Genomic DNA, 11,809 nt, shown 5'->3' on the forward strand with positions numbered 1-11,809 from the left:
ATGAGCGATAAACCGAAAGTGGCGGTGCACAAATTCGCCTCCTGCGACGGTTGTCAGCTGGCCTTTTTGAATGCCGGCGAAGCGCTGTTAACGTTATCGCAGCAGGTCGAGCTGGTGCATTTTGCCGAGGCGGGGCCGATGAACCCCGAAGCGGAGGTCGATATCGCCTTTGTCGAAGGCAGCATCTGTGCCGCCCATGATGAGGAACGTATCCAGGCTATCCGTCGTAATTCGAAGTATCTGATTACCATTGGTGCCTGCGCTACCGCCGGGGGATTGCAGGCCCTGCGCAACCTGGCCGACGGCGAGCAATGGCTGGCCGATGTGTATGCTTCGCCGGAGTATATCGACAGCCTGGCGACCTCCACGCCCGTTTCGCATCACGTCAAGGTGGATCATGAATTATGGGGCTGCCCGGTCAACGGCCGTCAGGTGATGGGCGCGATTCGATCGTTGCTGCATGGCGCCGTGCCGGTCGTGGAACAGGACAAGGTTTGTCTGGAGTGCAAACGCCAGCTGAATGTCTGTGTCATGGTGACCAAGGGAGAGCCGTGTATGGGACCGGTCACCCGGACCGGTTGCGGCGCTATCTGTCCGTCGCTGGGGCGTGACTGTTACGCCTGTTATGGTCCGGCCGAAAACAGCAATACCGAAGCGCTGGGTGAGGCGTTTCGTCAACTGGGCCTGTTGCCTGTGACCGTCGGTCGCCGTTTTCATTTTATCAATAGCGGTGCCGAGCCCTTCACTGCCGCCGGGCAACACTGGAAACAGGACGAGTAATGGACGAGCAACGCGACATTCGCATCAATGTGCCGGTGCTGGCGCGGGTCGAGGGCGAGGGCGCCCTGGAACTGGAAGCCCGCGAAGGCCGCATCGAGCAAATGCGCCTGCGTATCTTCGAACCCCCGCGGTTGTTCGAAAAATTTCTCGAAGGGCATAACTACAGCGAAGTGCCGGACATGGTCGCGCGCATCTGCGGTATCTGCCCGGTGGCCTACCAGATGAGCGCCGTGCAGGCGATCGAGAATATCTTTGCCACACCGGTCAGTGACTGGGTGATGGCCATGCGCCGGGCCATGTATTGCGGCGAATGGATCCAGAGTCACGCCCTGCATATTCACTTGCTCGCGGCGCCCGATTTTCTCGGGTTTAACAATGCGATCGAAATGGCCGGGGCGCATCCCGATGCCGTACGCCGCGGCCTGCAGCTGCAGGCCCTGGGCAACCGGCTGATCAGCCTGTTCGGGGGCCGTTCGGTACACCCGGTCGGCGTCTGTGTGGGTGGTTTTCATCATGAACCGGCGCCAGAGAAGGTCGAGAGTCTGCGCCAGGATTTGCAGGCGGCGCTGCCCGAGGCCGAGGCCCTGGTTCACTGGACCGCCGGGCTGGCCCTGCCCGACGATCAGCAGGACTTTATCAGCGTGGCACTGCGCCACGAGCAGGACTATCCCATGTATGGTGGGCGGCTGGTTTCCGATGCCGGGCTGGATATCGCCATCGACGAGTATGAACAGCACTTTCGCGAATTCCAGGTGCCGCACTCGACTTCCTTTCATGCCCTGCTGGACGATCAACCCTACCTGGTCGGCCCGCTGGCCCGGCTCAACCTGAACCGGGACAAACTGCCTGAACCGGTTCAGGCGTTGATCGAACAAACCGGGATCGCGTTCCCCAGCCGCAACATGTTCCATTCGATCATCGCCCGCGCCATCGAGTTGTATTACGCCCTCCATGAAGCCGTGCGCCTTCTGGACAACTATCAACGCCCCGGACAAAGCGCCGAGTTCATCGAACCCAACGCCGGGACCGGTTACGGTTGCACCGAGGCCCCGCGCGGTATCCTCTGGCACCGTTATGATCTGGATGGCGAAGGGATGGTGTTAAAAGCGAACATCGTTCCGCCCACCAGCCAGAACCAGGCGCGCATCGAACAGGACCTGCGCCAGTCCCTCGAAGCTTACGGTTTGCACAACGATGACGATGCGTTGCGCCTGCGCGCCGAAAGCGTGATCCGCAACTACGATCCCTGTATCTCCTGCTCCACCCACTTTCTCAAGATCCGGGTCGACCGGCAGTGAAAACCATCCTGGTGGCGGGGATCGGCTCGCCCTTCGGCGCCGATCAGCTGGGGTGGCAGGTGATTGATGCATTACAGGAGCATTCACAAGCGGACGCCATGTTGTCGCAGTGCCAGTTCAGCAAACTGGATCGTCCCGGTGCCGGTCTGATCGAAACTCTTCAGGGTTACGAACGGGTTGTTCTCATTGACGCGGTGCAGGCCGGCAAGCCGCGCGGGACGGTGATCCGGCTGGATGCTGGACAGGTCGGTGAACAGGCGGCAGGGCTTTCCAGCCATAACTTTGGTGTGGCCGAGGCGGTTGCGCTGGCCCGCGCCATGGGGCAGCTTCCTGAGGAGCTCGTCCTGGTGGGTCTGGATGCCGGGGACAAGCCGGAGGTGGCATTCGAGGCTAGCGAAGCGGACAAGCTTATTGAGTGGGTGGTGGATGAGTTGAGTGAAGTGGTATCAGGGTAAACCCTGATAGACCGACAAAACAACAACAGGGTAACCTCGAAAAAATCCATCCTCCCTGCTAGGATTATGGGTAATTTCTGTAATATCAGGACCCGGGTCTGGGATAGGCAGATTCTGTCTAAATCACCATTATGTGCGTGAAGACAAGAGGTAAAAAAATATGAATACTGCAAAAGACGAAGTAAAGGCTCTAATTGATAAGCTGCCGGATGATTGTTCATTGGAAGATGTTCAGTATCATCTTTACGTGGCGGAAAAAATCCACAGAGGGATCGAACGCGCCGATAAGGAAGGTACAATTGGCCAGGCTGAAGCTGAGAGGCAGTTCAGTAAATGGACCTCGAAGTAAGGTGGTCGCCAGAGGCCATTGAGGATCTTAAGGCCATCGCTGAATATATTGCGCGGGATTCTGAGTATTATGCGCGGGCTGTTGTCACAGAAACGTTGTCGATTTCCCGGTGCACGGGTGAATTTCCCCTGATAGGACGCATTGTTCCCGAGATAGATGACGAGAGCATACGAGAGCGATTTATTTACAGTTATCGCCTGATATATCAAATTTAACGGAATAGAGTTTTGATAGTTGCAGTGATCCATGGAAAGAGACTGCTTGAAAATATCTCAGATCGGTTTGATGAAAGTATAGAAGCAAGTAATCTGACCCCTTGAACCTCTTCAGCTACTGGAGATCAACATGGAAATGCATTCAGGAACCACAATGAAAATTATTGGTATTGTCCTGGTAGTTTTAGGAATTGGCCTTGCAATATGGGGGTATCAATTATCTGGTTCTGTCGGATCAGAAATAACACAAGCAGTAACAGGTTCAGATACAGACAAGGTAATGACTTTCTACATTGCTGGCGCCATAAGTTTTGTTGTTGGCATCTACCTATTCGCTAAAAAATAATACTGGAGGAAACATGGATATTATTAGCTTATTAATATTTCTAGCTGTTGGCGCGCTGGTTGGGTGGCTTGCTGGCACCATCGTTAAGGGAAGAGGATTTGGTGTCATAGGAAATATGATCGTAGGAATTGTTGGTGCCATAGTGGGCGGCTTTGTATTCGGCTTGCTTGGCATAACAACAGGCGGGTTTTTAGGCTCTATCATTATGGCCACTATTGGCGCTGTTATTTTGTTATTTTTAATTGGTGTTATTAAGAAGGCCTAGCTCCCATAACAAGCCCATCCAGCCGACGCCAAAATGAGGTACGGGGATCGGGAATCCTGCAACCACCGAGGTCAGGTATTGCCTTTTGACTTTCAGAGATCAACAATCAACACTCACTCCGGATTGGGTTATTGTTTCACACAATACGCATCAATAACGAAAAATGATCTCCGAATCAGACTGGAAGAAATTTAAGAAAATAAAAGAAGCGGCATTGGAGCGCTTCTGCGGAACTATATTACAAGATGTTTCAGAGGGTTTGGCGAGTAGAGATATGCCAACAAATCATGAGAAATATCTATATTTATATAAATTAATTGAGAACTACGATAAGCGGATTGCTTTGCTTTTTGATGGCCATAGTCGGTCAAAAGCTACGCTACAGCTTATGATGCTACGAAAGGAAGGACTGGTTGATGAGTCGGACATCCAGGGGCTATCTAATGAACTCAAAGAAAACATAAATCCTGAGAATCATGGGTAACACCGGAGAAGACGGACGGAAGGGTTAATGCCATTCGGGGCAAAGCCCTTATCGAATTGAATCTGCGAAAGGATTTTCAGGCGAAATTATAAAATCTTTTCTCCGCGCCTTTGCACCCAAACAACGGGCATAAACGCCTCCGCGCTCTCCGCGTTTTTTCCAGTGACCTGGAGAGATGAGCGTTATTCACACTCCGCCGGCACGTCGTCGAAGAAGTCGACCTTGCCGGTCTCCAGGCAATATTCGGCGCCGACGACCAGCAGGCCGTTGTTGGCGATTAGTTCCTCGAGAATGGCCGAGCCGTGGCGCAGGTGATCGCAGGAGGCGCGCACGTTGGCGCGCACGGCCTTGTCGATCAGCTCTTCCCGGGGCATGTCCGGGTTAATGTCGAGCAGGTTGCGCACCGCCGGACTGACCCGGCTGACGATGGAGTGTAGATTCGGGGACTGGTTTTCGGTGGGGCGCTGCAGTTCGTCCAGGGTGGCGGTAATGGCGCCGCAGTTGGAGTGGCCCAGGACCACCACCAGCTTGGTGCCGAAGCGATCGGCGGCGAATTCCACGCTGCCCACCTGGGAGGGGGCGACAATGTTGCCGGCCACCCGGATCACGAACAGATCGCCGAGGCCCTGATCGAAGACCAGCTCGGCCGGGGCGCGCGAATCGGAGCAACCCAGGATGATGGCAATGGGTTCCTGCGGGCTTTTTGCCAGATTGGCCCGCTGGGTATAACTCAACAGGGAGTCGATACTGCGAACATTGGCAGTGAAGCGTTCATTGCCTTCGCGCAGTTGTTTCAGGGCATCGCAAGCAGAGTGCATTGGCTATCCTGACCTATCGATTATTATCTATGGAAAGTGGCCCAATGATAGCCGATTCGGGCGGGGGAAAACATCATCCCGCGCCCGGTTTTTGCCCGTCGGCAGCGGTTATTCCCAGCGTTTTTTGGCCGCGATCATGACGCCGAGGAACATGCCCACCACGGCCAGCAGCGATTCCAGCGACAGGGTGGAGAAGCCGGTCAGGCCCTGGCCGATGTTGCAGCCATAGGCGACGGTGGCGCCGATCCCCATCAGCGCCGCCCCCAGAATCGAGCTGCCCAGCTTGCCGCCGGGGATGGGGGTAAAGCGGAACTGGCCGCGGACCACGGAATAGACAAAGCCGATAGCCGCCAGGCCCACGACAAAGGAGACCGCATAGGAGAAGCGCGGGGTGTCGCCGGCGATCACCAGCATGCCGATTCGGGACATGGGGCCGGAGGCGGTGATGCCCGACGGCGCCCTGGGGTTGAAGTCGTCAAAGGCCAGCACCCCGGTGACATACCAGCTGGCCACGGTGATCAGGCCGATGATGCCGCCGGCGACCAGCAGGGAGATCTGCCCACCCCGCTTCCAGCGCAGGGCAATATAGCCGGCCAGCAGCGCGCCGATCACCAGGACCACCAGCCAGCCGGGCAGCCCGAGAATGCTGGCGATCCCGGCGTCGCCGCCGGTCAGGTGGATGGCGGTCAGGCCGGTGAGCCACAGCCGCACCGACTCGAGCAGGCCGAACTGGGTAATGGTGGCGAAAATGATGAACACCGACAGCACCAGCAGGGCCCGCAGATCGCCGCCGGCGGCGTTGACGAAGACCCGCGCCGCATCCTGCCCGCCGAGGCTGGCCCCGATGCCGAACAGCAGGCCACCGAGCAGGACGCCCAGCCAGTCAAACTGGCCGTTGCGATAGCCGGCACTGGCGATATCCACCGTGCCGGACGCTTCCAGCCACCCGGTGCCGAGGATCGCCACCAGCATGGCCGTGGCCACGGCCAGCAACTGGCGGTGACTGGCCTGGCGATAGACATTGCGCACCGCCTGCATCATATCCAGATCAAAGTGTCTGGCAACCAGGCCGTAGAAGAGACCGGCCAGCAGGCCGCCGGCGATCAGATAATTGGTGACATCCTCGAACATGCTTCCCCCTGATGGTATTTTTTCTGGCCGTGAATGTTACCCAATTCGCCCTGATGACACCATCATGTGCAGGGAAATAGACCGAAAAATCACTATCAGCCTTGTATCATTCTCCTGTCTGATAACAAACAGTGGGACCTGCATGGGTACATTGCACCCATGGTTTCACCGCTGTCGTAACAGGGGTAGAATGCCTGTTCGTTATGATCCATAACCTGTATTTGCAGGGGCTATTCCCTGCACCCATTGATGGTTCAGTATGAACGCCAGCACCGCACAACACAGTTCCCCGCAGATTCGCGAAAAACTGCTTCGCCGCTTCAAGGCATTGTTGCCGGCCGAGCAGGTGTTATACAGCGATGAGGATCTGCGCCCCTATGAATGCGACGGACTGTCGGCCTATCGCAAGTTGCCGCTGGCGGTGGTATTACCCGATACCATCGAGCAGGTTCAGACCATTTTAAAAGCCTGCAGCGAATTTGAGGTGCCCGTGGTGGCGCGCGGTGCCGGTACCGGTCTGTCGGGCGGGGCCTTGCCGCACGAGCAGGGGGTTTTGCTGAGTCTGGCGCGGTTTAACCGGATTGTGCAGGTGGATCCCCAGCAGCGTATTGCCCGGGTGCAGCCGGGGGTACGCAATCTGGCGATCTCCGAGGCGGTGGCCCAACACGGTCTGTATTACGCCCCGGATCCCTCCTCGCAAATTGCCTGCAGCATCGGGGGCAACGTGGCCGAGAATGCCGGCGGGGTGCATTGTCTCAAGTATGGTCTGACGGTACACAACATCCAGCAATTGAAAGTGGTGACCATTGACGGCGAGCTGCTGACCCTCGGCGGCAGCGGACTGGATGCGCCCGGGTATGATCTGCTGGCATTGATGACCGGCTCCGAAGGCATGCTCGGGGTGATCGTGGAAGTGACCGTGAAGTTACTGCCCAAACCGGATCGCGCCCAGGTGATACTGGCCGCCTTCGATGATGTCGTCAGGGCGGGAGAAGCGGTGGGCAATATTATCTCCGCCGGGATTATTCCCGCCGGACTGGAGATGATGGACAAACTGGCCATTCAGGCCGCGGAAGATTTTGTGCATGCCGGGTATCCGGTTGGTGCCGACGCGATTTTGTTGTGTGAACTCGATGGCACCAACGAAGAGGTTTCGGCCCATGTTTATCAGGTACGCGAGATATTGAATCACACCGGTGCCACCGAAGTGCGCACCGCCAGCAGCGATGCAGAGCGAATGAATTTCTGGAAGGGCCGCAAGGCGGCGTTCCCGGCGGTGGGCCGTATCTCGCCCGATTACTATTGCATGGATGGCACCATCCCGCGCAAACATCTGCCCGAAGTATTGGGCAAGATGGCCGAATTATCCAAAGAGTATGATCTGCGCGTAGCCAATGTCTTTCATGCCGGCGACGGCAACCTGCATCCGTTGATCCTGTACGATGCCAACAAACCGGGCGAGCTGGAACGCACCGAGGAGTTCGGTGGCAAGATACTGGAATTATGCGTGGAAGTCGGTGGCACCATCACCGGTGAACACGGTGTCGGCATGGAGAAGATCAACCAGATGTGCGTCCAGTTCGATGCCCGGGAGCTGACCCAGTTCCACGCCATTAAAAACGCCTTCGATCCCAGAGGCCTGCTCAATCCCGGCAAGGCCGTTCCCACCCTGCATCGTTGTGCCGAGTTCGGTGCCATGCATGTGCACCACGGCGAGCTGCCGTTTCCCGAACTGGATCGGTTCTGAGCATGGCCGACATCAGCGAACAGTTACAACAGCAGGTGCAAACCGCCCTGGAGAAGCATCAGCCGCTGGCGATTCGCGGCGGCAACAGCAAGGCGTTCTATGGACAGGATGTCTCGGGGACGCCGCTGGAGTTGGCCGATCACACGGGCATTGTGACCTACGAGCCGACCGAACTGGTCTTGACCGCGCGTGCCGGCACCCCGCTGGAAGCCATCGAACAGACTCTCGCCGAACAGGGCCAGATGCTCGCCTTCGAGCCGCCGCAGTTCGGGGAAGGGGCCACCCTGGGCGGCACCGTGGCCTGTAACCTGTCCGGGCCGCGGCGTGCCACGGCCGGGGCGGCACGCGACTTTGTCCTCGGCTGTAAACTGATCAACGGCAAGGGCGAGATCCTGCACTTCGGCGGCGAGGTGATGAAAAACGTGGCTGGTTACGATGTCTCGCGCCTGATGGCCGGGGCGCTGGGGACGCTGGGGGTGTTGCTCGAAGTCTCGCTCAAGGTACTGCCCCGTCCCGAAGGTGAACAGACCCTGGTCCAGGAGTGTTCCGAGGAGACAGCGATCAAACGCATGAACCAGTGGGCGCAGCAATCATTGCCCATCTCGGCCACCTGTTACGACGGCGCGAGTCTCTATGTACGCCTGTCCGGCACTGAAGGGACCCTTGCCGCTGCGCGCAAGGTGCTCGGCGGGGAGGAAGTGCCGCCGACCCGGACCTGGTGGCACAAACTCAAGGAACAGCAACACGCCTTTTTCTCCAGCAACAAACCGTTATGGCGTTTGTCACTGGCCTCCACCACGCCGCCCATCCCGTTAAAGGGCAAATGGCTGTATGAGTGGGGCGGGGCGCAACGCTGGCTGGTATCCGACGAGCCGGCCGGGCGGATCCGCAAGGCGGCGGAAAAAGCCGGCGGCCATGCGACACTCTATCGCGGCGAGCCCGGCAACCTGGACGTCTTTCACCCGTTACCCGAGAGCCTGATGAAACTGCAGCGCAATCTGAAACAGGCCTTCGATCCCCGGGGCATTTTCAATCCGGGGCGGATGTATAAAACAATCTAAGTTGGCAGTTGGCAGAGGGCAGTTGGCAGAGGGCAGTCAGTAATCAGTAATCGGGAGTCGGGAATCGGAAATTGAACCACGAAGGCGCGAAGCCACGAAGGGTTATTGGTTTACTTCGAGTCTTCGTGACTTCGTGGTGAAGGCTTTCCTCGTAACTCGTCCCTCGTACCTCGTCACTTTTTTTGGGGGATGCAACAAGGCAGACAAAGGTAACCATGCAGACCAACCTGAGCCAACAGTATTTAGAGACCCCCCAGGGACAGGAAGCCAACGACATCCTGCGCGCCTGTGTGCATTGCGGTTTTTGTACCGCCACCTGCCCGACCTATCAACTGCTGGGGGATGAACTGGATGGGCCGCGTGGACGGATTTATCTTATCAAGCAGGTGCTGGAGGGGAATGCGGTCACGCACAAAACCCAGCAACATCTGGATCGGTGTCTGACCTGCCGGGCGTGTGAGACCACCTGCCCGTCCGGCGTGCGTTACGGCCGGCTGGCGGAGATCGGCCGCGAACTTGTCGAGGAGAAGGTTGGGCGCGGCAAGTTCGAAACCCTGCAGCGCTGGCTATTGCGCAAGGTGGTCCCTTATCCAAAACGTTTTGCGCCGTTGGTCAGAGCCGGTAATCTTTTCAGGAACGTCATGCCGGCTGCGCTGCGCAATCAGATACCGACACTGCAAACCCCCATATCGAGACCCGAGCAAACGCATGCGCGCAAGATGCTGGTACTTGAGGGCTGCGTGCAGAGTGTTTCCACCCCCAATACCAATGCCGCCGCCGCACGGGTGCTGAACAGGCTGGGTATTGAATTGATCAGCGCCGAGCGGGCGGGCTGTTGCGGCGCGGTCAGCCATCATCTGTCGGCGACAGAAGAGGGGCTGGATTTTATGCGCAGCAACATCGCCGCCTGGTGGTCCCATATTGAAGCCGGTGCCGAGGCGATCGTCATCACCGCCAGCGGCTGCGGCGCCATGGTCAAGGAGTACGGCGATCTGCTCAAACATGATCCCGCCTGGGCCGAACAGGCCGCGCGGGTCAGTGACCTGACCCGGGATATCAGCGAAGTGCTGCGTGACGAGGATCTGTCGCAGCTGGATAACAACTCGGGCTACAGCAAGGTGGCCTTTCACAGCCCCTGCACCCTGCAGCATGGCCAGCAGGTACACGGTGTGGTGGAAACGATTCTGCAAAACGCCGGCTTCACCCTTACCGCGGTACCCGACGCCCATCTGTGTTGCGGCTCCGCCGGGACCTACTCGATCCTGCAGCCGGCGCTGTCGCAACAACTACTGGATAACAAACTCACCGCCCTGCAAGGTGATGAGCCGGATGTGATCGCTACCGCCAATATCGGTTGTCAGATGCACCTGGCCAGCAAAGCCGGCAAGCCGGTGAAACACTGGATTGAACTGCTCGACACGGCGGATCAATAATTCCCCGGGACAATCCGGCCAACGACTATGTTCGATTCACTGATCCGTCAGATCTATCGTCACCCTTACCTCTTTTACCTGGTGTTGTTGACTCTGGGGCTGTTGACCTATTTCTTGCTGGATTACTGGATAGTCGATCTCGAGGCGCGTGACGGTCGCGGCCGCACGCCGTTATACCTGGCGGCGGAACAGGGCGATCTGGAAACCGTCCGGCGCCTGCTCGACAAGGGCGCGATGGTCGATGCCCGGGACAATTGTCTCTGGACCCCCCTGATGCGGGCCGCGCAAAACGGCCATCTTGCCGTGGTGCAGGCCCTGTTACAGGCCGGGGCCGATATCAATGTGAAGGACAAGGATGGCTACCATGCGCTGACCGCCGTGGTCATTACCAACCAGGTGGCGATGCTCGAATACCTGATCGAGCAGGGGATTGCGCTTGATGCGCAGGACGATGAGCGAGGCTGGACGGCCCTGATGTGGGCGGCCAGTGAAGGGCGGGGGAAAATGGTCGAAATACTGCTGGAAAACGGTGCAGACAGGGCAATACAGAGTATCGATGGTAAAACCGCCCTTGATCTGGCGCTGGAACACCACCATGTTAAAATCGCCACACGGCTGGCAGAATAACCGTTCTTGAACGGTGCTGGCGATCTTGTGCATCAGGTACCCCGGTAAATCATGCCGGGTACTGCTCAGATTGGAGTATCACACACTGACGTTATAAGAGAAGTAAATCATGGCAGATCTATTTGAAGAAAAGGCCCGGGATTGGGATACCAACGAGATGATTACAGCACTGTCGTCCGGCATCGGCTCGGCGATTGTCGAGCGTATCCCGTTGAATTATGAAATGGCCGTCATGGACTTCGGTGCCGGCACCGGCTTGATCAGCGCGCATCTCGCGCCGCATGTCAACAATATCACGGCGGTGGATGTTTCCGAGTCGATGCTGGAAAAGCTCGCCGCCAAGCCGGAGTTACAGGGCAAGGTGGAAGTCTGTTGTCAGGATATTCTCGAAGAACCCCTGAACAGGGAGTTTGATCTGATCGTCAGTGCCATGGCCCTGCACCATGTGGAAGACACCGAAAAACTGTTCCGGCGCTTTGCCGATATCCTCAGGCCCGGCGGACGGGTCGCCCTGGCGGATCTGGACAAGGAGGACGGCACCTTCCACCCGGCCGACGTGGAAGGGGTCTTCCACCACGGTTTCGAGCGCGACGCCCTCGAGTCGTTAATGCGCGAGCAGGGTTTTACCGATATCCGATTTACAACCGCCCATGTGGTCAACAAGGAAGAAGGGGAATACCCCATTTTTCTGGTAACTGCCAGCTACGGATGATTTATAACAGAGTGCCGGTACTAAACAGGATTATTATAAAAGCTTTACCACGAAGGCACGAAGACACGAAGAAAATAATTTATAGATT

Annotated in this window: 15 protein-coding genes; 13 read left to right on the forward strand and 2 right to left on the reverse strand. The window is 57.4% G+C overall.

Annotation, left to right across the window (positions count from 1 at the left end; all coding sequences use genetic code 11):
• The 8 genes from U5J94_RS05765 (at window position 1) to U5J94_RS05795 (ending at window position 4,192) form a co-directional block, all read left to right on the forward strand.
• Window positions 1–780: a hypothetical protein gene (locus tag U5J94_RS05765; RefSeq protein WP_322564689.1), complete on the forward strand. Its 780-nt coding sequence runs from the start codon at window positions 1–3 to the stop codon at window positions 778–780.
• Window positions 780–2,078, forward strand: coding sequence for a Ni/Fe hydrogenase subunit alpha (locus U5J94_RS05770; RefSeq protein WP_322564690.1), 1,299 nt, complete (start codon window positions 780–782; stop codon window positions 2,076–2,078). Before U5J94_RS05765 ends, U5J94_RS05770 begins: the two co-directional genes overlap by 1 nt.
• Window positions 2,075–2,533, forward strand: coding sequence for a hydrogenase maturation protease (locus U5J94_RS05775; protein WP_322564691.1), 459 nt, complete (start codon window positions 2,075–2,077; stop codon window positions 2,531–2,533). Before U5J94_RS05770 ends, U5J94_RS05775 begins: the two co-directional genes overlap by 4 nt.
• 160 nt (window positions 2,534–2,693) lie before the next feature.
• A complete protein-coding gene (locus U5J94_RS05780; protein WP_322564692.1) occupies window positions 2,694–2,882 on the forward strand; it encodes a hypothetical protein in 189 nt (62 codons plus the stop codon).
• Entirely contained in the window at window positions 2,867–3,097 is a 231-nt protein-coding gene (locus tag U5J94_RS15255) for a type II toxin-antitoxin system RelE/ParE family toxin (RefSeq protein ID WP_416224043.1), read from the forward strand. Before U5J94_RS05780 ends, U5J94_RS15255 begins: the two co-directional genes overlap by 16 nt.
• A gap of 130 nt (window positions 3,098–3,227) precedes the next feature.
• Window positions 3,228–3,443 (forward strand): DUF3185 family protein, encoded by a 216-nt coding sequence (locus U5J94_RS05785; RefSeq protein ID WP_322564693.1) that lies wholly within the window; start codon window positions 3,228–3,230, stop codon window positions 3,441–3,443.
• A gap of 13 nt (window positions 3,444–3,456) precedes the next feature.
• Window positions 3,457–3,708: a GlsB/YeaQ/YmgE family stress response membrane protein gene (locus tag U5J94_RS05790; RefSeq protein WP_322564694.1), complete on the forward strand. Its 252-nt coding sequence runs from the start codon at window positions 3,457–3,459 to the stop codon at window positions 3,706–3,708.
• A gap of 163 nt (window positions 3,709–3,871) precedes the next feature.
• The gene (locus tag U5J94_RS05795; protein ID WP_322564695.1) at window positions 3,872–4,192 is read left to right on the forward strand and encodes a hypothetical protein; all 321 of its coding nucleotides are present in this window, start codon (window positions 3,872–3,874) and stop codon (window positions 4,190–4,192) included.
• Between the two features lie 182 nt (window positions 4,193–4,374).
• Here U5J94_RS05795 and U5J94_RS05800 read toward each other — a convergent pair whose 3' ends face one another.
• Both U5J94_RS05800 and U5J94_RS05805 read right to left on the reverse strand, forming a co-directional pair.
• A complete protein-coding gene (locus tag U5J94_RS05800; protein WP_322564696.1) occupies window positions 4,375–5,010 on the reverse strand; it encodes a carbonic anhydrase in 636 nt (211 codons plus the stop codon).
• Window positions 5,011–5,118: 108 nt separating this feature from the next.
• Window positions 5,119–6,141: a YeeE/YedE family protein gene (locus tag U5J94_RS05805; RefSeq protein ID WP_322564697.1), complete on the reverse strand. Its 1,023-nt coding sequence runs from the start codon at window positions 6,139–6,141 to the stop codon at window positions 5,119–5,121.
• A gap of 259 nt (window positions 6,142–6,400) precedes the next feature.
• On the opposite strand from U5J94_RS05805, the gene U5J94_RS05810 reads away from it, so the two are divergent.
• From U5J94_RS05810 to U5J94_RS05830, 5 genes are all read left to right on the forward strand, one after another.
• A complete protein-coding gene (locus U5J94_RS05810) occupies window positions 6,401–7,888 on the forward strand; it encodes an FAD-linked oxidase C-terminal domain-containing protein (protein ID WP_322564698.1) in 1,488 nt (495 codons plus the stop codon).
• A 2-nt stretch (window positions 7,889–7,890) separates the two neighbouring features.
• Window positions 7,891–8,949 (forward strand): glycolate oxidase subunit GlcE, encoded by a 1,059-nt coding sequence (glcE, locus tag U5J94_RS05815; RefSeq protein WP_322564699.1) that lies wholly within the window; start codon window positions 7,891–7,893, stop codon window positions 8,947–8,949.
• Window positions 8,950–9,164: 215 nt separating this feature from the next.
• Window positions 9,165–10,382, forward strand: a complete 1,218-nt coding sequence (glcF, locus tag U5J94_RS05820; protein ID WP_322564700.1) for a glycolate oxidase subunit GlcF — start codon at window positions 9,165–9,167, stop codon at window positions 10,380–10,382.
• Window positions 10,383–10,409: 27 nt separating this feature from the next.
• A complete protein-coding gene (locus U5J94_RS05825; RefSeq protein WP_322564701.1) occupies window positions 10,410–11,009 on the forward strand; it encodes an ankyrin repeat domain-containing protein in 600 nt (199 codons plus the stop codon).
• Window positions 11,010–11,118: 109 nt separating this feature from the next.
• On the forward strand, window positions 11,119–11,721 hold the full coding sequence (locus U5J94_RS05830) for a class I SAM-dependent methyltransferase (RefSeq protein ID WP_322564702.1): 603 nt from the start codon (window positions 11,119–11,121) through the stop codon (window positions 11,719–11,721).
• Window positions 11,722–11,809: the final 88 nt, after the last annotated feature.

This window comes from Thiohalophilus sp., from assembly GCF_034522235.1.
Lineage (GTDB): Bacteria > Pseudomonadota > Gammaproteobacteria > UBA6429 > Thiohalophilaceae > Thiohalophilus.